The organism is Gordonia sp. SMJS1 (assembly GCF_029866425.1).
Taxonomy (GTDB): domain Bacteria; phylum Actinomycetota; class Actinomycetes; order Mycobacteriales; family Mycobacteriaceae; genus Gordonia; species Gordonia hongkongensis.
Genome location: NZ_CP123381.1, coordinates 4,781,995 through 4,807,273 on the forward strand (window position 1 = coordinate 4,781,995; position 25,279 = coordinate 4,807,273).

At 68.2% G+C, this 25,279-nt stretch carries 21 protein-coding genes; 8 read left to right on the forward strand and 13 right to left on the reverse strand.

From position 1 onward, the window contains the following. Positions 1-63 precede the first annotated feature (63 nt). On the forward strand, positions 64-3,930 hold the full coding sequence (locus QAD21_RS21685; RefSeq protein WP_159371588.1) for a Pls/PosA family non-ribosomal peptide synthetase: 3,867 nt from the start codon (positions 64-66) through the stop codon (positions 3,928-3,930). Between the two features lie 83 nt (positions 3,931-4,013). Here QAD21_RS21685 and QAD21_RS21690 read toward each other — a convergent pair whose 3' ends face one another. Continuing rightward, the gene (locus QAD21_RS21690) at positions 4,014-4,601 is read right to left on the reverse strand and encodes a DUF308 domain-containing protein (protein ID WP_068971230.1); all 588 of its coding nucleotides are present in this window, start codon (positions 4,599-4,601) and stop codon (positions 4,014-4,016) included. A 107-nt stretch (positions 4,602-4,708) separates the two neighbouring features. Between QAD21_RS21690 and QAD21_RS21695 the strand changes: the two genes are divergently transcribed. Continuing rightward, a complete protein-coding gene (locus QAD21_RS21695; protein WP_159371589.1) occupies positions 4,709-5,587 on the forward strand; it encodes an acyl-CoA thioesterase domain-containing protein in 879 nt (292 codons plus the stop codon). 80 nt (positions 5,588-5,667) lie between these two features. Continuing rightward, complete coding sequence (locus QAD21_RS21700; RefSeq protein ID WP_058252206.1) at positions 5,668-6,738, forward strand: DUF4185 domain-containing protein; 1,071 nt, start codon at positions 5,668-5,670, stop codon at positions 6,736-6,738. Positions 6,739-6,782: 44 nt separating this feature from the next. Here QAD21_RS21700 and QAD21_RS21705 read toward each other — a convergent pair whose 3' ends face one another. From QAD21_RS21705 to QAD21_RS21720, 4 genes are all read right to left on the reverse strand, one after another. Beyond that, positions 6,783-7,292, reverse strand: a complete 510-nt coding sequence (locus QAD21_RS21705; RefSeq protein ID WP_159371590.1) for a nitroreductase/quinone reductase family protein — start codon at positions 7,290-7,292, stop codon at positions 6,783-6,785. A gap of 153 nt (positions 7,293-7,445) precedes the next feature. Continuing rightward, a complete protein-coding gene (locus QAD21_RS21710; protein WP_159371591.1) occupies positions 7,446-8,093 on the reverse strand; it encodes a DUF305 domain-containing protein in 648 nt (215 codons plus the stop codon). 103 nt (positions 8,094-8,196) lie between these two features. Beyond that, positions 8,197-8,613, reverse strand: coding sequence for a hypothetical protein (locus QAD21_RS21715; RefSeq protein WP_159371592.1), 417 nt, complete (start codon positions 8,611-8,613; stop codon positions 8,197-8,199). A 17-nt stretch (positions 8,614-8,630) separates the two neighbouring features. Beyond that, positions 8,631-9,902: a phosphatase PAP2 family protein gene (locus QAD21_RS21720; protein ID WP_137809695.1), complete on the reverse strand. Its 1,272-nt coding sequence runs from the start codon at positions 9,900-9,902 to the stop codon at positions 8,631-8,633. 254 nt (positions 9,903-10,156) lie between these two features. On the opposite strand from QAD21_RS21720, the gene QAD21_RS21725 reads away from it, so the two are divergent. Beyond that, positions 10,157-10,372 carry a hypothetical protein gene (locus tag QAD21_RS21725; RefSeq protein ID WP_058252309.1) on the forward strand — a complete coding sequence of 72 codons (216 nt, stop codon included), beginning with the start codon at positions 10,157-10,159 and terminating at the stop codon, positions 10,370-10,372. Positions 10,373-10,487: 115 nt separating this feature from the next. Then, on the forward strand, positions 10,488-11,258 hold the full coding sequence (locus QAD21_RS21730; protein ID WP_068971224.1) for a deoxyribonuclease IV: 771 nt from the start codon (positions 10,488-10,490) through the stop codon (positions 11,256-11,258). 8 nt (positions 11,259-11,266) lie between these two features. Here the strand turns inward: QAD21_RS21730 and QAD21_RS21735 are convergent, their stop codons facing one another. Beyond that, a complete protein-coding gene (locus tag QAD21_RS21735) occupies positions 11,267-11,833 on the reverse strand; it encodes a hypothetical protein (RefSeq protein WP_165629459.1) in 567 nt (188 codons plus the stop codon). A gap of 253 nt (positions 11,834-12,086) precedes the next feature. Here QAD21_RS21735 and QAD21_RS21740 point away from each other — a divergent pair, with 253 nt between their 5' ends. Beyond that, positions 12,087-13,922, forward strand: a complete 1,836-nt coding sequence (locus QAD21_RS21740) for an acyl-CoA dehydrogenase (protein WP_280360246.1) — start codon at positions 12,087-12,089, stop codon at positions 13,920-13,922. A 118-nt stretch (positions 13,923-14,040) separates the two neighbouring features. On the opposite strand, the gene QAD21_RS21745 is transcribed toward QAD21_RS21740, so the two are convergent. From QAD21_RS21745 to QAD21_RS21770, 6 genes are all read right to left on the reverse strand, one after another. Beyond that, a complete protein-coding gene (locus QAD21_RS21745) occupies positions 14,041-14,787 on the reverse strand; it encodes a hypothetical protein (protein ID WP_223258934.1) in 747 nt (248 codons plus the stop codon). A gap of 131 nt (positions 14,788-14,918) precedes the next feature. Then, positions 14,919-16,136, reverse strand: a complete 1,218-nt coding sequence (locus QAD21_RS21750) for a glycerate kinase (protein ID WP_280360247.1) — start codon at positions 16,134-16,136, stop codon at positions 14,919-14,921. Between the two features lie 93 nt (positions 16,137-16,229). After that, on the reverse strand, positions 16,230-17,795 hold the full coding sequence (locus QAD21_RS21755) for an SLC13 family permease (protein ID WP_068970535.1): 1,566 nt from the start codon (positions 17,793-17,795) through the stop codon (positions 16,230-16,232). Positions 17,796-17,942: 147 nt separating this feature from the next. Next, positions 17,943-18,722 (reverse strand): SDR family NAD(P)-dependent oxidoreductase, encoded by a 780-nt coding sequence (locus QAD21_RS21760; RefSeq protein ID WP_058252218.1) that lies wholly within the window; start codon positions 18,720-18,722, stop codon positions 17,943-17,945. A gap of 106 nt (positions 18,723-18,828) precedes the next feature. After that, positions 18,829-20,526 carry a VanW family protein gene (locus QAD21_RS21765; RefSeq protein WP_277243515.1) on the reverse strand — a complete coding sequence of 566 codons (1,698 nt, stop codon included), beginning with the start codon at positions 20,524-20,526 and terminating at the stop codon, positions 18,829-18,831. Positions 20,527-20,823: 297 nt separating this feature from the next. Continuing rightward, positions 20,824-22,137, reverse strand: coding sequence for an acetyl-CoA C-acetyltransferase (locus tag QAD21_RS21770; RefSeq protein ID WP_068970533.1), 1,314 nt, complete (start codon positions 22,135-22,137; stop codon positions 20,824-20,826). A 90-nt stretch (positions 22,138-22,227) separates the two neighbouring features. On the opposite strand from QAD21_RS21770, the gene QAD21_RS21775 reads away from it, so the two are divergent. Together QAD21_RS21775 and QAD21_RS21780 are read left to right on the forward strand one after the other, a co-directional pair. Beyond that, a complete protein-coding gene (locus tag QAD21_RS21775) occupies positions 22,228-23,592 on the forward strand; it encodes a 3-oxoacyl-ACP reductase (RefSeq protein ID WP_058252221.1) in 1,365 nt (454 codons plus the stop codon). After that, positions 23,592-24,479, forward strand: a complete 888-nt coding sequence (locus QAD21_RS21780; protein ID WP_068970532.1) for a MaoC/PaaZ C-terminal domain-containing protein — start codon at positions 23,592-23,594, stop codon at positions 24,477-24,479. The genes QAD21_RS21775 and QAD21_RS21780 overlap by 1 nt, the downstream gene beginning before the upstream one ends. 114 nt (positions 24,480-24,593) lie before the next feature. On the opposite strand, the gene QAD21_RS21785 is transcribed toward QAD21_RS21780, so the two are convergent. Next, complete coding sequence (locus QAD21_RS21785) at positions 24,594-25,196, reverse strand: TetR/AcrR family transcriptional regulator (protein ID WP_068970534.1); 603 nt, start codon at positions 25,194-25,196, stop codon at positions 24,594-24,596. Positions 25,197-25,279: the final 83 nt, after the last annotated feature.

Consider the following 25,279-nt stretch of genomic DNA (forward strand, 5'->3'; position numbering starts at 1 on the left):
TTCGTCGGCTATATTCTCGGACTCGTGACCAGATCGCGGATGCGCCCGGCAGGTGCCGCTTAGGTGCCCATTCCACCTCAATTCCTCCTGTCTGCACAGGCAGACCCGCCGCGCACCCTCTGCGACGTGCTCACCGCCACCGCGCGTGCACACCCGGATGCCGCGGCCATCGACGACGGCGAGATGACCCTCACCTACGGCCAGTTGCTGGCCGTGGTCCGCCGCACGGTCGCACGTCTCGGCGAGGTCGGCGTCGGGCGGGGAAGCCGGGTCGGCATCCGGATGCCGTCGGGGTCGCGGGACCTGTACGTCGCGATCCTGGCGACCCTCTATGCCGGCGCCGCGTACGTGCCGGTCGACGCCGACGACCCGGACGAACGCGCCGAGCTCGTCTTCGGCGAGGCCGAGGTCGACGCCATCGTCGACGCCGACGGACCCCGTTCGACGAAACCGGCGTCGACGCCCGCGCAATCTCCTGCCCGCCCCACACCCGACGACGACGCGTGGATCATCTTCACCTCCGGTTCCACCGGCAAGCCGAAGGGCGTCGCGGTCACCCACCGCAACGCGGCGGCGTTCGTCGACGCCGAGGCGGCCATGTTCCTGCCGGACGCCCCGATCGGCCCGCACGACCGTGTCCTGGCCGGACTGTCGGTCGCGTTCGACGCCTCGTGCGAGGAGATGTGGCTGGCGTGGCGCAACGGCGCGTGCCTGGTGCCCGCACCGCGCTCGCTGGTCCGCAGCGGCATGGACCTCGGTCCGTGGTTGGTGGCGCGCGACATCACGATCGTGTCGACGGTTCCCACGCTGGCATCCCTGTGGCCGCCGGAGGCGCTGGAAGCCGTGCGGCTGTTGATCTTCGGCGGCGAGGCCTGCCCGCCCGAGCTCGCCGACCGGCTCGCCGTCACAGGTCGCGAGGTGTGGAACACCTACGGCCCCACCGAGGCGACGGTCGTGGCGTGCGCCGCCCCGCTGGGCGGCGACGGCCCGGTCCGTATCGGATTGCCGCTGCGCGGTTGGGATCTCGCGGTCGTCGATGCCCAGGGCCAACCGGTGGCCGAAGGCGAGGTCGGCGAACTGGTTATCGGCGGCGTCGGCCTGGCGCGCTACCTCGATCCCGCGAAGGACGCGGAGAAGTACGCACCGATGCCCACGCTCGGCTGGGAACGCGCCTATCGCAGTGGCGATCTCGTGCGCCTGGACACCGCCGGCCTGTTGTTCATGGGCCGCGCCGACGACCAGGTGAAGGTCGGCGGACGGCGCATCGAACTCGGCGAGATCGACAACGCTCTGCAGAACCTGCCCGGCGTGAGCGGAGCCGCAGCCGCGGTCCGCAAGTCCGCGGCTGGCAACAGTCTGCTCGTCGGCTATCTCGTGTCGGCCGATCCCGGCTTCGACGTCGCCGAGGCGCACGCCGAGCTGCGGCGACAGCTGCCCGCCGCGATGGTCCCCACCCTCGCCCTCGTCGACGAATTGCCTACGCGCACTTCGGGAAAGGTCGATCGTGATGCGCTGCCCTGGCCCCTGCCGGGCAGCGACAGACCAGTGGATGACGACGTTGAACTCAGCGAGACCGAACTGTGGCTGGCGCAGCTGTGGACCGACGTCCTCGGCATGACCGTCTCCAGCCCGGACGTCGACTTCTTTGCCGAGGGCGGTGGATCACTGGCCGCGGCCCAGCTCGTCACCGCGGTGCGGGAACGCTACCCCGACATCTCGGTGGCCGATCTCTACGACCGTCCGCGCCTCGGGTCCATGGCCGAGATGCTCGACGCCCGCCGCCCGACGACGAGCATCGATGAACGCCTCGTCGAACCGACCCCACGCTCGGCCGGGCTGGCGCAGCTCCTGCTGACCATCCCGCTGACTTCGCTCACCGGATTGCAGTGGGCCACATGGCTCGGTGTGGCGAACAACGTGGCGCTGCTCGTCGCCGACCGGATGGATCGCACGGTCGAGTGGCTGGTCGAGATCAACTGGTGGGTCCTGCTCGCGGCGTTCCTGATCTTCATCACCCCGCCCGGTCGCATGTGCATCGCGGCGCTCGGTGCGCGGGTGCTCCTCGCCGGGGTCGCTCCGGGCGTTCATCCGCGGGGCGGGAGCGTCCACGTCCGGCTTTGGGTGGCCGAGCGACTCCTCGACGCCAGCGGTGCCGCCAACCTGTCCGGTGCGCCGTGGATGATCTACCTCGCGCGGGCTCTCGGTGCGTCGATCGGGCGCGGCGTCGACCTGCACACCATCCCGCCGGTGACCGGACTGCTCACGGTCGGGGACGGCGCGTCCGTCGAACCCGAGGTCGACATCTCCGGATGGTGGATCGACGGCGACGACGTCCACATCGGCGAGATCGCCATCAAACGCGGCGCGTCGATCGGTGCCCGGTCGACGCTCACCCCTGGTGCGGTCGTCGGACGTGACGCGGTCGTCGCCCCGGGTTCGGCGGTGTTCGGCCGGGTCAAGGCCCGGCAGCACTGGGCCGGGTCGCCCGCGGTGAAGATCGGCAAGGCCGAGCATCCCTGGCCCGACCACCGGCCCCCGCGGGCGACGTGGTGGGTACCGATCTACGGACTGTCGTCGTTGGGGCTCGCCGCCATCCCCCTGCTCTCGCTCGCCTCCGGCCTGGCCGTCATCGGCGCCTGGGCGCTGACCGCGGACCGGTTGCGCGACGTCGGGATCCGGGCGCTGATCCTGTTACCCGTGGCCACCGTCACGAGCCTGTTCGTGTTCGCGGCGATCACCGCGGTCCTGGTCCGGCTCGCCTCGATCGGGCTCCACACCGGGTATCACCCGGTCCGGTCCCGCGTCGGCTGGCAGGTCTGGATCACCGAACGCCTTCTCGACGCGGCCCGCACCTATCTGTTCCCGCTGTATGCCAGCCTGCTGACCCCGACGTGGTTCCGCATCCTCGGCGCGAAGGTCGGTGAGGGAACCGAGATCTCGACCGCGCTCGTGCTCCCCAAGTTCACCACGATCGGCGACGGCGCCTTCCTCGCCGACGACACGATGGTCGCGTCGTACGAACTCGGTGGCGGCTGGCTGCACATCGACGAGGCGAAGATCGGCAAGCGCTCCTTCCTCGGCAACTCCGGCATGACCGGCCCCGGGCGCAAGGTCCCCAAGAACGGTCTGGTGGCCGTGCTGTCGGCGACGCCCGACCGGGCCAAGTCGGGCTCGAGTTGGCTGGGCAGCCCACCGGTCCGCCTGCGCCGCACCGCCGCCGAGATCGACACCTCACGCACCTTCGACCCGCCGGCGACGCTCAAGGTCGCCCGCTCGCTGATCGAGACATTGCGCCTGGTGCCGGTCATGGTGTCGTTCGGGCTCGGCGTCGGACTGCTGCTCGCGCTGCAGTATGTGGCTGTCCATGAGCACTACGGGGTCGCGGCAGCGGTGAGCGGTCTGCTCCTGCTCGTCGTCGGCGCGATCGCCTGCGTCACCGCAGCGGCGGCGAAATGGCTGGTCGTCGGCCGCATCACGGTGAGCGAACATCCGCTGTGGAGTTCGTTCGTGTGGCGGAACGAGCTGTCCGACGCCTTCGTCGAGACAGTCGCGGCTCCGTGGTTCGCCAACGCCGCGACCGGCACGCCGATCCTCAACCTGTGGCTGCGGATGCTCGGCGCCAAGATCGGCCGCGGCGTCTGGTGCGAGACCTACTGGCTGCCCGAGGCCGACCTCGTCACCCTCGGCGACGGCGCGACCGTGCAGCGCGGCTGCGTCGTGCAGACCCACCTGTTCCACGATCGGGTCATGGCCATCGACCGTGTCACGCTCGGGGCGGGGGCGACCCTCGGCCCGCACTGCGTCGCCCTACCGGCGTCCGGACTCGGCGACTCGGCGACCGTCGGGCCGGCATCGCTGGTCATGCGCGGCGACGTGGTCCCGGCCCACACCCGCTGGCAGGGGAACCCCATCGCTCCCTGGCCGCGCTGATCTCCAGCTGGTCGAGCAGCGTCGACCGAGCGCAGCGAGGGGTTTCGACAAGCTCAACCGGCAGAAGGGGTCGAGGCCACCTGTCAGACCGCGGGCTCCCCGGTGGCCGGCTGCTCGACCTTCTTGGGCAGCGTGAGCAGCGTGGCGATCGACAGCGCGACGAGCATGATGCCGCCGACCCAGGCCAGCACCTCGAGCGAGAACGCGGGCAACACCATCATCACGATGCCCGCGATGATCGCGATGATGCCGGAGAGGATCAGGAACCAGGTGGGTGCGTGCCCGGACTTGGTGATCGCGGCGTACAGGTCGGCGACTCCCTGGAAGATCCAGCCGATGCCGATGAACACGGCCAGCAGCCACACGGCGTCGCCGGGACTGAACAGCGCGATCACGCCGGCCAGCAGCACGATCGCGCCGACGATGCCGAGCATCACCCGGACCCCGGTGCTCAGGAACGACGCCGCGAAGGCCTGATAGATGCGGAAGATGCCGGCGATGATCAGCGAGATCGCGAACAGGATGGCGAGGACGACGATGGTCGGCCCCGGCCACAGGATCGCGATGACCCCGATCACGATGCCGACGATCGACGTGATGATGAGTGCCGTGCGGACGGCACCGACCAGTTCGTCGGGGAAGTGCTTGGTGTACACCGTGGCGAAAGTCATGGTGGGAGGTTATCCGGCACAGCAGGATCCGGCGCGCTATTCGCTCAGGAGCGGCACAAACCCGACCGCATCGCCGACGCGGATGAACAGCGGGGTAACAAGTAACGATGACCAACATCGCGTTCTTCGAGCCGATCTCCGACACCGGCCGGCCCGGCGCCGGTCTCCGATACCGGCCGACACCCTTCGCCGCCAGCCTGTGGGCGCCCGGCACCCTGAACGGTCCGGCGGTGTGCGGCCTCGCCGCGCGGGCGGTCGAGACCGAGTTCGGTGACGATGAGTTCGTACCCGCCCGGTGCACCATCGACCTCTTCAAGGCCGCGCGCGACATCGTCACCTCGACCCGGGTCCGAATCGTCCGATCGGGCGGACGAATCCGGGTCGTCGACGTCGACGTGCTCCAACACCCCGAAGGTGCGGATGAGGTGGTCGTCGCGCGCGGCACGACGGTGTTCCTGCGCACCTCGACCAACCCGCCCGGGCAGCGGTGGCATCGCCCCGCGGACGCGGTCACCTTCCACCCACCCGAGATCGCCTCCGACGACGACCTGTCCCCCCGGTTCGCCTCCGATGCCGCGGACGACGCCGTCGGCGAATGGGAGCGCGACATGGGCAATCACCAGAACGGGCACCGCAAACGGATGTGGTCGCGGGCCGCACCCATCGTGGCGGGCGAGAAGCTCACCCCGTTCCAGCGGGCGGTCGTCAGCGCCGAGTCCGCGAGCCTGGTGTCGAACTGGGGCAGCACCGGCATCGGTTTCATCAACTGCGATCTGACCGTCGCCCTGAGCCGTCTGCCGTCGGGTGAGCGGGTCGGGGTCGAGGCCGACGTCCACATCGAGGACGACGGCGTCTCGGTCAGCAACGCGGGACTCTACGACGCCGACGGCATGTTCGGGACCGCGCTCGTGACCGCGGTGAACAATGCCGCCGCGCAGATCGACTTCACCACCGTGGACACCTCGGAGCGCTATCGCGAAGCCTGAGTTCGACACGACTGTTCGCGGTGGTCGGGCACCGTAGCGGACCTCACACATATCTCTCAGGTCTTGATAAGGTCACGGCCATGACACGGCGCCTCGCACGGCTTTTCCTGGGTCTTGTCGTCACCTTGCTCGCTCTGGCCCTGACGACGACCCTGGCCGCCTCCCCCGCCCACGCCGCCCGCTACGCCAACGGTCCGGCGACCATCGTCAACCGATTGACGGGGCCGTTCGCGATGAACGACACCATCGGACGGTTCAACATTGTCGGTACCGATCTCGGTGTCATGTGGGACAACGGCCGAGGTGAGATCCTCACGGCGTTCGGTGACACCCAGTCGTTCAACGGGTGGTCCCTCCTGTACGGCGAGCTCTACTACTGGCGGTCCAACGTCCTGCTGCGCAGCACGGACCGCCACCTGGCCGACGGCATGACGTTCACCTCGCACGCCGGCCGGCCGGGTCATGCCAAGCGCCTGCTCAAGCCGAACGTCCGCCGCGAGATCACGATCATCCCGACCGCCGGCGTGGCCGCCAACGGCAAGCAGTACATGACCGTGATGTCGGTCAAACGGTGGGATTCGCCCGGCATCTGGACCACCAACTGGGCGGGCCTCGTCTCCTCCACCGACAACGGCGAGAACTGGCGCTCGGTCGGTGCGTTCCGCCCCAATGGCGGCGGCAACAAGAAGTTCCAGATGGGCGCCTTCCTGAAGGTCGGCAAGACCGTCTACTACTACGGCACACCCGACGGCCGCTGGGGCGGTGTCTACCTCGCGCGCGTCGACGAGAAGGACATCGAGAATCTCGGCAAGTGGCAGTACTTCTCGTACGGCCGTTGGGTTCCGAACAACCCCGACGCCGCCACCCCGGTGATGGGCGCCCCGACGGGCGAGATGTCGGTCCAGTGGAACGACTATCTGGGCAAGTACATCTCGTTGGCGAGCCAGGACGTCGGCGTGACGCTGCGCACCGCCGACAACCCCTGGGGCCCATGGACTTCTGGTGAGATCGTCGCACCTTCGGTGGACCCGTACACGGGTTACGCGCCGTACATCCACCCGTGGTCGAAGGGCAGCACCCTCTACTTCACCTACTCGGTCTCCATCGGCTATCAGGTGTACCTCATGCGTCTGCCGCTGCGGCGCGGCTGATCTCGACCACTGCCTCGGGGCGATTGCCCCGAGGCTGCCGATGATCAACTGGCGGCGATGGTGAGCACGACCAGCGGGATGGGGCGGTCGACCTTGGACTGGAAGTCCGCCAGCAGTGGGTTGTTGGCCAGCACCCAGGCTGCGAACTCGTCGTAGTCCTCGCCTTCGAGCACCTTGCCGGTCCCCTGATGCGTATTGTTTCGGAACTCGATCATGACCTGTGGATTCGCCCTGATGTTGTACCACCATGCCGGGTACTTGTCCTCGATGAACGAGCTCACGTACATGGTGTCGTCGCGGTAACAGGGCCCCAGTGGAACCGTGTGCGGCTTTCCGCTCTTGGCCCCGGTGGTGGTGAGCAGGATGAGGTCCGCGCCCGCGTAAGCGCCGCCCACCTTGCCCGCGTTCTCCCGAAACTCCTTGATCACATCATCGTTCCAGTTGGCGATGCCATCCTCTTGATCCCACGCCTGGTTCCACGGCGCATTCGGATCGTCGTAGTCGGTGATATTGGTCTGATCGGGTTGTCCTGCTGTCGATTCGGTTTCACTCATGATCCGAGTGTGTCGTCGAGTTAGGACAGTTACGGTCCTAACTCAAAATCGCTACGAAAACTCGTCCTGCACCTGTCGTAGGTGACCCTCCGACACGTCGGGGCGGTTGACGTCCGTTTCCGGACCCAACCGCCCCGGCGCGTCTGTTGGTGCTCAGCTCTGGCCGAGCATGCCCTTCATCTGGTCGATCTCGGCCTGCTGGGTCCGCTTGACCTCTAGGGCAAGGGTTTTCGTCGCGGGGTCGACGCCGTCGGCGAGTACCGCATCGGCCATCGCGATGGCGCCCTCGTGGTGCCGGATCATGCCCTCGAGCCAGAGCCGGTCGAACTCGGGACCGCGTGCGTCCCGCAAGGCGGTCATCTGGTCTGGGCTGAGCATGCCCGGCATCGCGGAGTGACCACCGTGGCCCATGTTCTCGTGGCCGTCGTCGAGGCCGTCGGTACTGACTCCCCAACTCTCCAGACGGTTCTCCATCTGCTCGATCTCGGCGTCCTGGGCCTTCTCGATCGTCGACGCGAGGGCGATCAGCTCCGCATTGTCCGTCCGGCCCTCGACGAGTTCGGCCATCTCCACGGCCTGGTCATGGTGTCCGATCATCGTCGAGGTGAATTCGACGTCGGCCTCGTTGTGAGTGGCCGACGCCGGAGCTTGCGTCGCCACCGATGCCGAGGTGTTGGCGGAGGTGGCGTCGCTCGCCGTTTCGTCGGGTGAGCAACCGGCGACCGCGATGAGTGCCGCCGCGGCCAGGCCGACCCCTGACGCCGTCCGAATACGGCGCCGAGATGTGTTGTGTACGTACATGAGTGCATTCCTTGCTGCTGTCGGAGTTCCCGGCGGGCGCGACGCCGGCCGAGAGGGAGGAGAGATGACGACACGACGGACCGAGCGGTCCGCGGAGGTCAACTCAGCAGCGGATCACCTGTAGTTGCAGATGGGAGTACATGGCCCACGGCGGCGGACGACCCAGGATCGTCGTACGGCGGCGAGCGGTGTCGACGATCCGCGGAAGCGCCGCAAGCGACCAGAGCAGGAGAACGAGAACCACGGCCGGGAGATCGACGCCCGCCGCACGGATGAAGACGCAGTCGTGCGAGTGCTCACCGCAGTCGTCGGTTCCGGTCATCTCCGGGGCGGACGTCAGCGTCGACGATGCGGAGAGCGTCGAATGCTCGGCATGGTGCGACATCCCGCTCTCGCCACCGGAAGGCCCGCCATGACCCGACACCACCGTGTGCATGAGCATCACGGCGAGAGCGAGTACGAGAACGAGTGCGCGGCGCCAGACGACGGCGCCACGACCGGTTCTGCGGCGGCTGCTCACGGTGCCAGGTTACGAGATCAGGATGCCGTCGTCGACGCCCTGGCGTCGTCGGGACGCCGATCGTCTCCCGAATCCGCCGCTGCTTCCTCGGCGGCTCGGCGTCGTTGTCGCGGGAGCAAGATCTTGCGGTCGATGATCTGGTAGGTCGCGATCACCGCGGCGGCCAGCAGCCACCCGAGCACGATGTCGAAGATGTAATGCTCGGCGGTGTACACCAGGGCGAACGCCATAGCGAGGGCGTAGCCCATGAACAGTGTCTTGCCGAGCGCCTTCACCCGCGGCCACATGAAGAGCGCGAGGAGCATCGTCAGACCCGCGTGCAGCGACGGGATCGCGGCGACCAGGTTGGACTTGCCCTGCCCGACCTCGACGAGGTTCGACGCCGCGTGGATGTTGAGGTAACCCCAACCGCGAGCCGAGATCCGTTCGACGTAGGGGTTGGCGTCCGGGTACTCGTTGTCCAGCGGCCCGAGCAGACCGCCGGGTTCCTTGGCCTCAGGCGAGTACATGCAGATCGGGTCGCGCGGGAAGTCCTGGACCTCGGCCGCGGTGCATCGCGCGGCGGCCCACGGCGGGGCGCCCGGGACGAGGGTGTACCCGACCAGGGCGAGGAAGGTCGTCGCCACGAAACACGCCGCGTAGCGTCGCCAGGCGGCGCGGTCCTTCAGCCACAACACGGCCGCGACCGCGTACGGGATGATGAAGTACGACATGTAGACGATGCTGACGATGACCTCCCACCAGGGCGGACTCGCCTGCTTGAGGTGCTCCTGCAGCCAGGCCGTGGGATTGACCCCGCCGGTCAGCCAAGCGTCGAAATCGATCGCCAGATGCCAGTGGGTGGGCATGTCGACGATGCGCGCGACGTCCCGGGTCCAGTCGTAGAGGATCAGGATCAGCGCGAACGGCGCCCAGTCGATGAGGATCGTGATGAACTTGCGCCGGCCGATACAGGCGGCCGCGAGTCCCAGACACATCAGGATGATCAGGCGCGTGCGGTCGAAGGCCAGACCGTAGAGGGCGACGTGCACCGCCATCAGCACGATCCAGGCGCCGATCGCGATGCGCCGGACCATCGTCAGATCGCGACGGCTCTCGGGATCGGCTTCCATCTCGGCGGCGGCGGCAAGGTCGTCGAGGATCGGTTCCACACCCGCGCGTCCGGTGTCGTCGCGGTCGGTGTCCTCACGACCGGTGGCCACCACGGAGTCCTTGGTGTCGGAGGTGGTCGTCTCGGTGCTCTCGCGCTCGTTGCGCTTGGAGGATCTGCCCGGCTGCGGGACGCCCACCGTCTCGTCGACACTCACCCGACACAACCCCGCCCGTCACACCCCGCAGGGCAACCACCCACTTAAACTGCCGTCAGTGTAATGGTCATCTGTTGTTCGCGAGCCAAGCCGACGGCCAGGCATGTCGGATTTGAGCATTTCCGATGCCGCAACCCGGGGCGAACGGTCTCCGCCAGCGGTTTTCGCCGGACGCCTCGCCGATCAGGGTGTTGTGGATCACACTGGAGGGCGTCGATCCCCTGAAGGAGGTCTCGGTGCCCAATCGCTACCTGCGCTACGGCGACCAGCGCTACATCATCAACAAGGAGGCGGAGGCCCGTCTCAACCGCACCCTCGACGCGGTGTACGCCGACGGAACCCGCGGTCACGAGTGGCTGAACCTCTATCACGACAGCGCGGCACCGTGCCGACTCCTCATCGCACCCGGGGTCCCGATCACCATCGAGACCGAGCCCTGTCTGGGCGACTGATCTCCCGTCGCCGCGGAGAGCCGGTTGGACGAAGGCGGCCTCCGACCCGGCGTGTCCCACTGATCGACGACGACGGGGGCGTCGGCGTGTCGGGGCGGGCCACTATCGTTGTCACATGCGCATCGGAGCCCATCTTCGCGAGGACGCCGACCCCTTGGCCACTGCCGCCGAGCTCGGGATCGATGTCTTCCAGATGTTCGTCACGGATCCTCAGAGCTGGAAGAAGCCGCAGCCGAACCCGCGCGCGGCGGAGTTCCGTGAGTCCGACATCGACGTCGTCGTGCACTCGAGCTACCAGATCAACGTCGCCAGCCTGAACAACCGGCTGCGGATGCCGTCGCGCAAGGCCGTCGAGCAGCAGGCCGCGGCCGCCGCCGAACTCGGCGCCTTCGGGCTCGTCGTCCACGGCGGGCATCTGCGCGACGGGGAGGACAGCGCCGAGGGATTCGCCAACTGGCGCAAGCTGTTCGACCGCCAGGCCGACAAGGGCGGCTTCGGCGTCCCGATCCTCATCGAGAACACCGCGGGCGGCGATCACGCGATGGCACGCACGCTCGAGTCCATCGACCGTCTGTGGGAGGCCGTCGGCGACTTCGACCAGGCCGGCTTCTGCCTCGACACATGCCACGCCTGGGCCGGCGGCGAGGATCTCGTCGGACTCGTCGAGCGCGTTCGTCAGATCACCGGCCGGATCGATCTCGTGCACCTGAACAACTCTCGCGACGAGTTCGACTCGGGCCGCGACCGTCACGCCAACCTCGCGTCGGGCCACATCGACCCCGAGGTGCTCGTCGCCGTCGCCGAGGCGGCGGGCGCACCGGTCATCCTGGAGACGCCCGGCGACGGCATACCCGATGACCTCGAGTACCTGCGCTCGGCGCTATAAGACGTCGATCACGACAGATTCCAGGCGGGCGCCGGCGGAGTCACCGGGTATGCGGCGACGTTCATGACGACCGTCCCGTCGCAGGGCCCGCCGTCGATCGTGGTCCGCCACACGCCCTTCAGCGTGCCGTCGCCCTGCGGGGTGTAGGTCGCGATCGACGTCGCCGGGCGCCACACCTTCGGCACCCCCGCGCCCTGCCAGCAGTCCCATTCCCAGTCATAACGATGCACCCAGGATCCTGCCTCCCAGGTGTAACGCGGCGGCTGCGGCAGCGTCGGATTCGCGGGTTTCGGCCCGTCGATCACCGTCGCCACGCACGTACCGCCGTCGCACGATGTCCTGAAGGTGTAGTCGTCGGAGAAGTCCGGCTCCGCCTGCCGGGCCGCCAGGCTCGTTCCCGTCTTCGAGGCGGCGAACCGCTTCAACGAATACACGCCGTCCCACGAGGGCGTCGCCGCGGCGTCTGCCGGGGCGACAGCCACCAGGAGTCCGGCGGCCAGGGCGACGATCGAGATCACCACGCTCACGAAACCTGTCGCACCGACACGTGCGGGTCCGATCACCAGTCTGCGCATTCGTTCATTGGAACGCACTCGCGGTTCCTGCGCCGGCGTTGCGGATTTCTCGGCGCTCCGGGTGCGCCAACCGGCGCAGATCACACATCTTCTGATTGATCCGGCGGGGATATGGGGCTACTCTAGGGTTACCGGCGAGTAACATAGCTCGGACCGAACAGCCCCCTCATCCGGCCGGTACGCGCACAACCGTGAGCGATCGGACCGGGTCGAGGACGCCATCGCAGACGGCCACACCAGACAAGGAACAACCATGGGCCATTACAAGAGCAACATGCGCGACCTGCAGTTCAATCTCTTCGAACTGTTCGAGCTCGACAAGGTACTGGAGTCCGGCGACTTCGGGGACCTCGACCACGAGACCGCCGTCGACATGCTGCGCGAGGTCCGTGCGCTGGCCGAGGGCCCGATCGCCGAGTCCTTCGTGGACGCCGACCGCAATCCCCCGGTCTTCGACCCCGACGAGCACACCGTCACGATCCCCGAGTCGTTCAAGAAGTCGTACAACGCCCTGGTCGAGGGCGGCTGGGACAAGATCGGTGTCGCCGAGGAGCTCGGCGGCCTGCCGGCCCCGCGCTCGCTGTACTGGGCCATCGGCGAGATGATCCTCGGCGCCAACCCGCCCGTGTTCATGTACGCCGCCGGCGCGGGCTTCGCGAACATCTTCTACAACAACGGCACCGACGAGCAGAAGAAGTGGGCCGCCATCTGCTCCGAGCGCGGCTGGGGCGCCACCATGGTGCTGACCGAGCCCGACGCCGGTTCCGACGTGGGTGCCGGACGCACCAAGGCCGTGCAGCAGGAAGACGGTTCCTGGCACATCGACGGTGTGAAGCGATTCATCACCTCGGCCGATCAGGACATGACCGAGAACATCTTCCACCTGGTGCTCGCCCGCCCCGAGGGCGCCGGCCCGGGCACCAAGGGTCTGTCGCTGTTCTTCGTGCCCAAGTACCACTTCGACTTCGAGACCGGCGAACTCGGCGAGCGCAACGGCGTCTTCGTCACCAACGTCGAGCACAAGATGGGCATCAAGGCGTCGGCCACTTGTGAGGTCACCTTCGGACAGCACGGCACCCCCGCCAAGGGCTGGCTCGTCGGCGACGTCCACAAGGGCATCGCGCAGATGTTCGAGGTCATCGAGCACGCGCGAATGATGGTGGGCACCAAGGCCATCTCGACCCTGTCGACCGGTTACCTGAACGCGCTCGAGTACGCCAAGGAGCGCATCCAGGGTGCGGACATGACCCAGATGACCGACAAGGCCGCACCGCGCGTGTCGATCACCCACCACCCCGATGTGCGTCGTTCGCTGATGACCCAGAAGGCCTACGCCGAAGGTCTGCGCGCGATCTACCTCTACACCGCGTCGCACCAGGACACCGCCGCCGCGAAGATCGTGTCCGGCGCCGATCCCGACATGGCCCACCGCGTGAACGATCTACTGCTCCCGATCGTCAAGGGCGTCGGCTCCGAGCGCGCCTACGGCACCCTCGGTCACGAGTCGCTGCAGACGCTCGGCGGGTCGGGATTCCTCCAGGACTACCCGATCGAGCAGTACATCCGTGACTCGAAGATCGACTCGCTGTACGAGGGCACCACGGCGATCCAGGCCCAGGACTTCTTCTTCCGCAAGATCATCCGCGACAAGGGCCAGGCTCTCGCGCACGTCGCCGGACAGATCCAGAGCTTCATCGACTCCGAGGCGGGCAACGGCCGGCTGAAGACCGAGCGGGCACTGCTGAAGACGGCGCTCGACGACGTGCAGGCGATGGCTGCCTCGCTGACCAACGATCTGATGGCGGCACAGGAGAACTCGACCGAGCTGTACAAGGTCGGACTCGGTTCGGTCCGCTTCCTGATGGCCGTCGGCGACCTGCTCATCGGCTGGCTGCTCCTCCGCCAGGCCGAGGTCGCCCTCGCCGCTCTCGACAACGGGGCCTCCGACGCCGACAAGTCCTTCTACGAAGGAAAGGTCGCCGTGGCGAGCTTCTTCGCGAAGAACATGCTCCCGCTACTCACCTCCGTCCGCGTCACCGTCGAGAACATCGACAATGACATCATGGAGCTCGACGAAGCGGCCTTCTGAGCCCGACCCTTCTGAGCCCGACCAAACCGAGAACTCCCACCGGCGAATCCGCCGGTGGGAGTTCTTCTTTGCGTCGAGTCGGCGCACATCGCGGCTCAGACCCCGCGGTGCGGCATCGTCACTCGATCACGCTGAAGCAGTAACCGACCGCGCGCGGTTTCTCCGCGAAGTAGGTCCCGTCCGAGTCGGGACATTCGGGCTCCCCCGCGGCCTTGGTGTCCACGCGGATGTTCGTTCCGCCGGAAACCGGCGAGCCACAGTCGATCTCACGAATGTCGGCGAGCGCGGTACCACCGGTCGCCGACGGGATGTAGTAACAACGGCCCTCCTGGTACACCGGCGCCAGACAGAGCGCGCCCTCCTCGCCCGCGACCCAGTAGCGCGAGTAGTTGGGACCGCAGAGCCCTTGCGTGATGGACTTCTCCGCGACGACGTAGTGGAAGTCGGTGTCGCCGCAGGACACCTCGTCGGCCTTGAGGGTCTCCGGCTCCGCCGTCACGACGATGCACTCGCCGGCGTCGACGTCACTGGTGTCGGTGACCCCACCTCCCTGCGCCGACGACACCAGCACCCGCGCCACGCCACCGGCGATCACGATCAAGAGCAGCATCCCGACGATTCCCAGCGCGACCCACAGACCGGTGCGCTTCTTCTTCGGTGGCGGCGGGAACGGCGCCCCGGGCGGGTACATCCCGCCCGGCATCGGACCCGGGTACGGCTGCGGCGCACCGTAAGGCCCCTGAGTCGGTGGCGGAGCACCGTAGGGCTGATTCGGTGGCGGATACCCGCCGTTCGGCGGGTACTGCCCGGGTTGCGGTTGTGGCCCGAATCGCGGGTCCCCCGGCTGGTATGGCGAGTTGGTCACGCGCGAAGACTACCCGTGCGCCGGTGCCGTTACCGGACCGGCGGCCGAACCCGCAAACCCACCACTTTTCGGCATATCCACCCCGTCTGAAGGGGGTGGATATGCCGAAAAGTGGTGGGTTTGCGCAGCGATCAGACCGCCTTCTTCCGCTTCCGCTGCCCGGCCCGGGCGGAGACCGCGGCGCCGAGGAGGATCATCCGCATGGTGCGCTCGGCGGCGTCGGCGAGGAGCTTCTCTCCGTTGGCGACCGCCTCCGACAGCGGCATCGGTACCGTGATGATCGACGCTATCGCCCCGATCCCCACGTCGTGGACGGCGGGCGCACCGTGCCCGAGCGAACCCGCCAGCGCGACAACGGGCACACCCCGCAACTGGGCGCGGCGGGCCACCTCCGCGGGCACCTTGCCGCGCGGGGTCTGGAAGTCGATCGAACCCTCTGCGGTGATCACCAGATCCGCCTTGCCGATCCGATGATCGAGGTCGATGCCGGACAGCCCGGAATCGAGTAGAGCGTCGAACCGCGACCGCAGTTTCCCGCCGGCTGCCGCCAGCCCCGCTCCGAGTCCACCCGACGCGCCGGACCCGACCCCCTGCCGATAGTCGATGTCGGCCAGCCCATCCCGCTGCAGTATGTCCGCCCAGACGTCGAGCGCCGCCGACAGCGAGTCGACCTGTGCGGGCGTCGCCCCCTTCTGCGGACCGAAGACGCGGGCGACGCCGCTCGGTCCGCAGAGGACGTTGTGCGAGTTGCCCGCGACCACCACCTCGGTCTCACGCAACCGCGGATGCAGGCCGGTGAGGTCCAGCGACGCCGCGCGCGCCAGTTCGTTTCCGCCACGCCCGATCTCGTGACCGTCCTGGTCCAGGACGCGCGCACCGAGGGCCTGGAGCGCCCCGGCCCCGCCGTCGCATGTACCCGAGTCGCCGCAGCCGACGAGAATCGCCGACACCCCCGCGTCGAGTGCCGCGGCAATCAGTTGTCCCACTCCGTAAGTGGTGGTGGCACCGGGATCTCGCTGCCCCGCCGGAACGAGCGCCAATCCAGCGGCGGCAGCCATCTCGACGACGCCGATGCGGTTCCGACCGACGCCGACCTCGGCCCAATGCGACTGCACCGGCTCACCGGTGGGGCCACAAACGGTCAGCTCGTGGAGGCGCCCGTTGCCCGCGGCCGCCAGGATGCGCGCCGTTCCCTCCCCGCCGTCCGCGATCGGTGCGATGTCGACGCGCACCCCGGGGAGCGTGCGCCGTACCCCCGCGGCGATGGCGGTCGCCACCGACACGGCGTCGAGGCTCTCCTTGAAACCACTCGGGGCGACCAGGATTCGTTGCGGAACTCGGACGGACATCGGCACTCCTGTTGATCGATCGGACAAGGTCTTGATGAAGAGACGGGAACTCGCACCGGAGGCACATTCGGGACGGTCGCGGCGATGCGACGGTCAGGACGAGAGCAGGGGCAGACCCAGGTAAGGCCAGACCCAGAACGCGAAGATGAGGAGCAGCACCAGCGACACCGGCGCGAGCAGCGCCGACATCGTGAGCAGATGTCGGGGTTCGTAACCGGGGACGTCGTCGCTCGCCGCGAACATGGCGACCGGTTTGGCCGAGCTGGTGAGGGTGATGCAGAACCCGGCGGCCGCGGTGGACAGGAAGGCCGCGGCGACGGGGTCGACCCCGACGGCCGGGGCGGTCACCACGATGATCGGGATCAGTACCGCCGAACGGGCCGAACGGGATTGGATCACCAGATGCGCGAGCAGCGAGACGATCGCCGCGACGACGACGAACACCATCGCCGCCGCCGGCCCGGTCTCGGCGATGGACCCGAAAGCCTGATCCGCCAGCCACCCCGCGGCACCGCTGGAGTTGAGCGCCATCCCCAGCGCGAGGGTGGCGGCCATGAACAACAGAAGCGTCCACGGGATGGTCTTCAGCGCCGCGCCCAGCGTCGTCGCGCCGACCGCCGGCGCCGATGCGGCCAGCGCGCCGAGCACCGCGACGACGGCCGGGTCGACACCGTGCAGCGGTTCTGAACACCACAGCGCCACAACCAGTCCGAGAATGACGGACACCCGTCGCTGTGCAGACGTGAGCGGTCCGGAGGTCGCCGTCCCGGTCGTCGCGAGAGCGGTCGGCGGCACGCACAGCGGACGTGCCCGCTCGGCGTGATCGGTCATCAACCACAGTGCCGTCTCGGCCGCGAGATGCGACCACACGAGGGCCAGGGGGACGCCGAGGACCGCCCAGTGCAGGAATCCGATACCGCCACCGGTTGCGGCCGAGACGATCTCGACGGTGATGAGGTGCGCGCCGGCACCCAGAAGCGATCCCACCGCCGAGAAGAGGATCACGATCGGGAAGACCAGCGCGAGGCACAGCACCAGACGGGGTCGGTCACGCAGGACCGCAGCGAGCGCGAGAAAGATCGGAAGGGCAAGGGCCGCACGGCCGGAGGTCGCCGGGATCGCGAACGTGGTCAGCAACAGGGCCGCGGTGGTCAGATGGACCAGCTGACGAGGCGTCCGGGCCCGGCGGACGACACGCGCCGACACACGAGCCGACAGACCTGACGCCGTGACCGCGGCCGCGATCACGAAAGCACCGATCAGCAACCAGATCACGCCGGAGCCGAGGGTGCCCGCGAAGGTGTTGGCGTCGATGATCCCGAAGACCACCAGAGCGATACCGCCACCCAGCGCGACATAGGTGTCATCCAGCGGCGAGAAGATCCACGCCCACACCGCGACGAGGAAGACGAGGAGGGTGACGACGGCGTCGAACGGCAACTTCCCGGTCCACCCGGCATGTCCGACGAACGCCCCGGCGCCGAGAACGACGACGAGACCGGCTGCCGCCCAGGGGGACAGCGCGCTGCCGACGGCGTCGAGGAGGGTGCGTCGTGGCGGCGGTGGCGGCGTCACCGTGCGCACGGGTGGGCGCGTCGCGTACATCGTCACCGGGCCCGGGTGATCCGGAGGTCGGTCGATCGCGTGCGGAAGGTTCATGGCGACCACTCTGCGGTGCCGGCGTGACACCTTCATGAGGCGCGAATGAAAGTTCTTTCACGGAAAGAACCGGTGAACAGACGGCAAACCCACCACCGGCTCGGGCAGGTGGTGGGTCTGCGCGGTTACCCCGGTGGGGTGCCGGATCTACTTCGGTGGCATCCGGATGCCACCGTCGACGCGGATGACCTCCGCGTTCATGTAGCTGTTGGTGACCAGCTCGACGACCATCGAAGCGAGCTCGTCGGGCGCACCCAGGCGGTGCGGGAACAGGACCGACTCGCCGAGCTTGGCCTTGAACGCCTCGGCCGCTTCGCCCTCACCGTAGATCGGGGTGTCGATCAGACCGGGGGCGATGGTGTTGACGCGGATGCCGACCGCAGCCAGGTCGCGCGCGACCGGGAGGGTCATGCCGACGACGCCGCCCTTGGACGACGAGTACGACGCCTGGCCGATCTGGCCGTCGAACGCTGCGACGCTGGCCATGTTGACGATCGCGCCGCGCTCGCCGTGGCCGTCGAGCGGCTCGTTGCGGCTCATGGCGGTGGCCGCAAGACGGATGCAGTCGAAGGTGCCGATCAGGTTGATCGCGATGACCTTCTTGTAGGCGTCGAGGTTGTGGGCCGACCCGAACTCACCGTCGCGACCGATGGTGCGCTGCGCCCAGCCGATGCCGGCCGAGTTGACCAGGGCACGCAGCGGGCCCAGTTCGGTGGCCGCGTTGACGGCGGCTTCGATCTGTTCGGTCGAGGTCACGTCGACGGCGACGAACTGTCCGCCGATCTCCTTGGCGAGTTCTTCGCCCTTGTCCGCGTTCAGGTCGGCGACGATGACCTTTGCACCCTTGGCCGCCAGCTGGCGAGCCGCAGCCGCGCCGATGCCGGACGCGCCACCCGTGACGATTGCACTAGCTCCATTGATATCCACGCCCCGGAGCCTATCGAGCGTTCTATCGCTCGGTAAAGCCCTTCGGGGAAACACCCCGCATCGAAATCCTCCACATCAGATCACCCCGCGCCGAATCACCCCGGGGTCAGATGCACTTCACGATGGGTTCGGGTGCGTACCGGACAGTGCGGGTGGACCGATCGATCTCCCGTCCGGTACGCGCGTCCTTGATGATCCGGGTGTCCGATGCCGTGAAACCCTTGCTCCCGCTGCTCGGGATGCAGTCGTCTCCGCGCGGAACGCGGACTCGCGGCGGATCGGTGGGGGCAACCCGCTCACCCGTGACCGACTCGACCTCGAACGCCTTCGTGCCCCAGAGCCGCACGGTCACCGACGACGGCGACCAGGCGGTCTCGATCAGCACGCCGTGCCGCGTGTTGTTCCGGAACTTCAGGTCGATGGCGCCTTCGAACACGGTCGCCTCGCGCGCCTCCGGGTACCGCGAGATGTAGTACGCGTGCTCGGTGTGATCGACGTCCTCGAGCCCGGCGAAATAGGTCGCGTTGTACAGGGTCGTCGCGAACTGGGAGATCCCGCCGCCGACCGCGTTCGACGCCCGACCGTGGTCGATGATCGTCGACTCCACGTACCCCTGCTCTGCGCCGCGCGGCCCGGTGTGCCCGTTGAGCGAGAACACCTTTCCGGGCAGGACGAGGGCCCCGTCGACCTCGGCGGCGACGAGCCGGATGTTCTCCCCGGAAGCGCTCGAGAAGCCACCCGTGGTGTACTCGCTGATCAGTTCGGTGACCCCGAGCTTGCGTGCGGCATCGGTGGTCAGCTTCGGCTCGACGTCGTCGTAGACGACCTCGACCCTGCGATCGCCACCGTCGGCCGCAGCACTCGTGGCGACGGCGGCGAGGGTCTTCGGCCAGTTGATCGCGGCGCCGTCGACGCCCGGCACCACCTGCGGACGGCCGGACGCCAGACTGAACGTCGCGCTGACGGGGGCCCGTTGCGAGGCGTCGAGGTCGGGGGCGAGGATCTCGCGCCCCACCTTCTCGTCGGCTCGGGGAGTGAGCCCGCCGCGGCCGTCGGGCCCGAAGGTCACCATTGACGCGAGGTCTCCCGCGGGCACCTCGACCGTCCGTTTGCGGCGGTCCACGAGACTCACGGGAGCCGCGACCACCCGTTCGGCCGGTCCGGCGACGGTCGCGGCCACGACCTCGGCGCTCACCGTCGGCGAGAACGGTTCCATGGGCAGGTCGACGGGGGCGCCGTCCAGCCAACGGTCGACGAGGGTCGCGGCGGCCGCGTCCCGGGCGATGCGTTCACCCTTGGCGGGCTGATCCCCGACGGGCTCGGTGCCGTCGTAGTGCACACCACCCTCGACCGCCGCCTTCTCGAGTGACGCGCGCTGGGCGTCGAGCGCCGCGTTCATCGCCGTCCGATCCAGCGTGACGACCGGCTCGACGTCGAAGTCGCGGCCGAACAGCGCGGCCAGACGGACCAGCGGATTGCGCGGTTGCTCGAGGAGACGAGCCCGCGTCGCATCGGCGTCGTATGTGAGTCCCAGCTCGGCGGGCGCGACCTCGGCCGAGCCCTCCGGCGTCCGCAAGACGACCGGTTGTCGCGAACGCGCCGTCAGCTCGTCGAGTACGGAGGTGAGTTCGGCGGAGTTACGACCGCCCGCATCGATACCGCCGACGACGGCGTTGCGTGGGGAATCGGAGCGGGTGGCCACGAACTCCGCGGCGAGGACGAGCGTGATCGCGGCGACGACGGCGAGCACGGCGCGTAGCGCGGATCGTGCTCGACGAGAGCCTGGGGTCACAACTCCATCCATCGGGGCTGGCAGCTCGGCGGGCTGACGACTTACCAATCAGGGGGTGGCCGCAGAACTACGGTCGGGAAAGCAGGCGCTCCGGCCGAGCTGTCGGGTCGGGGGTCTGACAGCGCAGCCGGAGCTATAGACATATTTACGCTACTTTTCGGCCGGAGGCATCCCCGGACGGCCGATTCTGTCGAATATGTGACGAAGTACCCCGATTCGTCCCACGAAAGTGAGACGGATCGGCCGATCAGTCGCCGATCCGTCTCACTTATCGGGATTCCAGCTCTCGATGACGTCCGCTACGGGTCGTCAGCCCTCGATGATCGCGGTGACGCCCTGGCCGCCCGCGGCACAGATCGAGATCAGCGCGCGACCGCCGCCGTTCTCCTTGATCTGCTTGGCCGCCTGCGCGACGATCCGGCCGCCGGTCGCCGCGAAGGGGTGACCCGCCGCGAGCGACGAACCGTGGACGTTGAGCTTGCTGCGGTCGATCGAACCCAGTGCCGAGTCGAGGCCGAGGCGCTCCTTGCAGTACTCCTCGGACTCCCAGGCCTGCAGGGTCGCGAGGACCACCGACGCGAAGGCCTCGTGGATCTCGTAGAAGTCGAAGTCCTGCAGCGTGAGCCCGTTGCGGGCGAGCAGACGCGGCACCGCGTAGGTCGGGGCCATGAGCAGCCCGTCGGGGCCGTTGACGTAATCGACCGCGGCGGTCTCGCTGTCCACGAAGTAGGCGAGCACCGGCAGTCCGCGGTCGGCTGCCCACTCGTCGCTGGCGAGCAGCACGGTCGACGCACCGTCGGTGAGCGGCGTCGAGTTGCCCGCGGTCATCGTCGCGTCGCCGAGGGAGACGCCGAAGACCGGCTTGAGCTTGGCGAGCTTCTCCGCGGTGGAGTCGCCGCGCAGGTTCTGGTCGCGGGTCAGGCCCAGGAACGGGGTGATCAGGTCGTCGAAGAAGCCGGCTTCGTAGGCGGCCGCCATGTTCTGGTGGCTGCGGGCGGCCAGCTCGTCCTGGTCGGCTCGCTTGATGCCGAACTCCTTGGCAGTGACGGCGGCGTGCTCGCCCATCGACATGCCCGTGCGGGGCTCGCCGTTGCGCGGGATCTCGATGCCGAGCTTCGTCAGCAGCTTCGCGGCGCCGAGGATCTGGTCCTTGGTGCTACGCGCCCGGTTGACCTCGAGCAGCTGACGACGCAGGCCCTCGCCCACGGCGATCGGTGCGTCGGACGTCGTGTCGACGCCACCGCCGATCGCGGCGTCGTAGCGGCCGCGGGCGATGCCGTCGGCGACCGTCGTGATGGCCTGCAGTCCGGTGCCGCAGGCCTGCTGGATGTCGAAGGCAGGGGTGTACGGCGACAACGCCGAACCGAGCACCGACTCACGGATGAGATTGAAATCACGGGCGTGCTTGAGCACGGCGCCGCCGGCGACCATGCCGAGCTGCTCGCCCTGCAGGTTGAAGCGGCTCACCAGGCCGTCGAGCGCGGCGGTGAACATCTCCTGGTTCCCGACCTTCGCGTACGCCTTGTCCTGGCGTGCGAACGGGATGCGGTTGCCGCCCAGGATCGCGACGGGACGATCGCTGCGGGTCTTCGGCTTGCTGGTGGGGTTGGACTGTTCGGCCACGTCGATCTCCCAAGGGTCGGGTGCGGTATCTATAGCGTATTCTTACTCATCAGTAAGTTCGTTGTCGAACGACAGTCAGAGGAGATCAACGTGGCCGCCAACGGAAACACTGGCCTGTACTCGAGCTTCGTCCATTCCGCGCCCGGCGCATTCATCGCCAAGCAGGCCGGATTGCCCGTCCCGCCGCCGCTACGGCGCTACAAGGCCTCCGAGCCGCCGCTGCCCGGCCCCGTGCTGCTCGGCGGGTCCGGCCGGCTCGTCGAACCGCTTCGCGAGATGCTCTCGACCGAGGACTACGACCTCATCCAGAACGCCACGACCGGGCGCAGCGCCGACAAGTACGGCGGCCTGGTCTTCGACGCGACCGGCATCACCACTCCCGCCGAGCTGCGTCAGCTCTTCGAGTTCTTCCAGCCCGCGATGCGCTCGACCGCGGCCTGCGCACGGTTCCTGGTCATCGGCACCACGCCGGAGCTGGTCACCGATCCCTCCGAGCGCGTCGCGCAGCGCGCACTCGAGGGCTTCACCCGCTCGCTGGGCAAGGAACTCCTGAAGGGGTCCACCGTCCAGCTCGTCTACGTCTCCCCCGACGCCAAGACCGGGCTGACCGGCCTCGAGTCGACCGTGCGCTTCGTGCTGTCGGCGAAGTCGGCCTTCGTCGACGCCCAGGTCATCCGGGTCGGCGGCGCCGACGCCACCGCGCCGAAGAACTGGGACAAGCCCCTCGAGGGCAAGGTCGCCGTCGTCACCGGTGCCGCCCGCGGCATCGGTGCGACGATCGCCGAGGTTCTCGCCCGCGACGGCGCGCACGTGATCGCCGCCGATGTCCCGCAGGCCGGGGACGCGCTGTCGGAGACGGCGAACAAGGTCGGCGGCACCGCCTTCCCGCTCGATGTCACCGCGGCCGACGCCGGCGCGAAGCTCGCCGAGCACGCTCTCGAGCGTCACGGCGGCATCGACATCATCGTCAACAACGCCGGCATCACCCGCGACAAGCTGCTCGCCAACATGGACGACTCCCGCTGGGACGCGGTCATCGCGGTCAACCTCATCGCACCGCAGACCCTCGTCGAGACGCTGCTCGAGAAGGGTGCGCTGCGCGAGGGCGGCGCCGTCGTCGACGTCTCGTCGATCGCCGGCATCGCGGGCAACCGCGGCCAGACCAACTACGGCGCCTCGAAGGCCGGTGTCATCGGCCTCGTCGACGCCTACGCGCCGATCCTCGCCGAGAAGGGCATCACCATCAATGCGGTGGCGCCCGGCTTCATCGAGACCAAGATGACCGCGGCCATCCCGCTAGCCACCCGTGAGGCCGGCCGCCTGATGAGCTCGCTGCAGCAGGGCGGTCAGACCGTCGACGTCGCCGAGACCGTGGCCTACTTCGCCAACCCGGCGAGCAATGCCATCACCGGCAATGTGGTCCGCGTCTGCGGCCAGGGATTCCTGGGGGCCTGATGGGCAAGACGATCACCCTCCCGTCCGCACCCGGCACCGCCGAGCTGTACGGCAAGGCGGTCACCGCGCTGCTGCCCGGCATCGGCAAGCCGCCACGGGTGCCGGCCGACGCCACCGCACCCGAGACGCGTTACCGACTCGACGGCGTGCGGGTGGATTCGACTGCGCTGCAGGCGTACTGCCGCGCGACCGGGCAGCGGTTCGGCGGCACCCTGCCGTTGACGTACCCGTTCGTGCTGCAGTTCCCGGTCGTCATGAAGCTCATGACGTCCGACGAGTTCCCGTTCGGCGCCGTCGGTTCGGTACACATGACGAACACCATCGAACGTTCGCGGCCCATCGAGGTCGGTGAGCCGCTCGACATCGTCACGCATGCACAGAACCTGCGCGAGCACCGCAAGGGCATCCTGATCGACGTCGTCAGCGAGATCCGCGTCGGATCGGAACTTGTCACCACCCAGACGGCGACGTTCCTGAAGCAGCAGCGCACCAGCCTGTCCGACGAGCCGCGGGGTCCCGAACCGAAGTCGAAGACCCCGCCGCCGCCGGACGCCATCCTGGCCGTCGACCTCAAGCGGATCCGCGAGTACGCCGCCGCCTCCGGCGACCGCAACCCGATCCACATGGGCAACCTGCCGGCGAAGGCCTTCGGCTTCCCCAAGGCGATCGCCCACGGGATGTGGAGTGCCGCAGCAGCTGTCGCGAACGTGGAGGCGCAACTGCCCGACGCGGTCACCTACGACGTCAGGTTCGGCAAGCCGATCCTGTTACCGGCCAAGGTGAACCTCTACACCCGCCGCATCGACGGCAAGGGGAGCTTCGACATCGCGATCCGCGACCGCCGCAAGGGATTCCCGCACCTCACCGCGACGACGCGGGAGGGCTGAGGGCTCTCGCCTTTCGCTCCCGCGGTCTCGTTTCCGTCCCGCTTATTGGATCCAATCAGCGGATGGGAAGCGGGGCCGCGGGAGCGTTTGCGTTGCACCTCAGGTGTCGACACTTCAGGTGTCGGTACCGACGCCCTTCAGGCCGCGCCAGGTGATGCCGACGAGGAGGCTGGTGGCTCGCTCGAGGTCGACGTCGCCCTCGGTGATGCGGTCGGCGACGGCCTCGGCGGCACCGACGATCGCGACGGCGGTGAGTTCGAAGTCGATGTCGCTGTCGACCTCGACGGTCGTGCCCGCCTTGATCAGCTGGGCGACCATCTCGGTGACCCGCTGGCGGCTCTCGGAGACGATGCCGGCGAAACCGGCGGTGCCGATGGCGACGCGGTACAGCACCCGCCAGGACTGCCGGTGCTCGTGCACGAAGCGGAGGAACTCACGGATCACCGTGACGGCCTGCTCACGTTGCGACAGCGACGGGTCGAAACCGACGCTCATCGCGTCGATGAACAGACCGGACTCACGGGCGATGCACGCGCTGAACAGTTCGTCCTTCGAGCCGTAGTACAGGTACAGCATCGGCTTGGAGATCTGCGCCTCGGATGCGATGGCGTCCATCGAGGTCTCGCGAAAACCGTTCTGCGCGAACACCTTGACGGCGGCATCGAGCATCTGTTGCTCGCGCACCGCGCGGGGCAGGCGCTTGGTTCCGCCCGACATGACCGCCACCTCCGTTCACGACATCTGTTCGTCCGACGATATCAACAACTTACCAATCGGTAAGGTGAAACCCCCTTCGATGC

Bases quoted from the DNA above. Each gene is read 5' to 3' on its own strand.
- QAD21_RS21690 (WP_068971230.1), bottom strand. From the start codon at position 4,601: ATGACTTTCGCCACGGTGTACACCAAGCACTTCCCCGACGAACTGGTC.
- QAD21_RS21695 (WP_159371589.1), top strand. From the start codon at position 4,709: ATGACCAACATCGCGTTCTTCGAGCCGATCTCCGACACCGGCCGGCCC.
- QAD21_RS21700 (WP_058252206.1), top strand. From the start codon at position 5,668: ATGACACGGCGCCTCGCACGGCTTTTCCTGGGTCTTGTCGTCACCTTG.
- QAD21_RS21705 (WP_159371590.1), bottom strand. From the start codon at position 7,292: ATGAGTGAAACCGAATCGACAGCAGGACAACCCGATCAGACCAATATC.
- QAD21_RS21710 (WP_159371591.1), bottom strand. From the start codon at position 8,093: ATGTACGTACACAACACATCTCGGCGCCGTATTCGGACGGCGTCAGGG.
- QAD21_RS21730 (WP_068971224.1), top strand. From the start codon at position 10,488: ATGCGCATCGGAGCCCATCTTCGCGAGGACGCCGACCCCTTGGCCACT.
- QAD21_RS21735 (WP_165629459.1), bottom strand. From the start codon at position 11,833: ATGCGCAGACTGGTGATCGGACCCGCACGTGTCGGTGCGACAGGTTTC.
- QAD21_RS21740 (WP_280360246.1), top strand. From the start codon at position 12,087: ATGGGCCATTACAAGAGCAACATGCGCGACCTGCAGTTCAATCTCTTC.
- QAD21_RS21750 (WP_280360247.1), bottom strand. From the start codon at position 16,136: ATGTCCGTCCGAGTTCCGCAACGAATCCTGGTCGCCCCGAGTGGTTTC.
- QAD21_RS21755 (WP_068970535.1), bottom strand. From the start codon at position 17,795: ATGAACCTTCCGCACGCGATCGACCGACCTCCGGATCACCCGGGCCCG.
- QAD21_RS21765 (WP_277243515.1), bottom strand. From the start codon at position 20,526: ATGGATGGAGTTGTGACCCCAGGCTCTCGTCGAGCACGATCCGCGCTA.
- QAD21_RS21780 (WP_068970532.1), top strand. From the start codon at position 23,592: ATGGGCAAGACGATCACCCTCCCGTCCGCACCCGGCACCGCCGAGCTG.
- QAD21_RS21785 (WP_068970534.1), bottom strand. From the start codon at position 25,196: ATGTCGGGCGGAACCAAGCGCCTGCCCCGCGCGGTGCGCGAGCAACAG.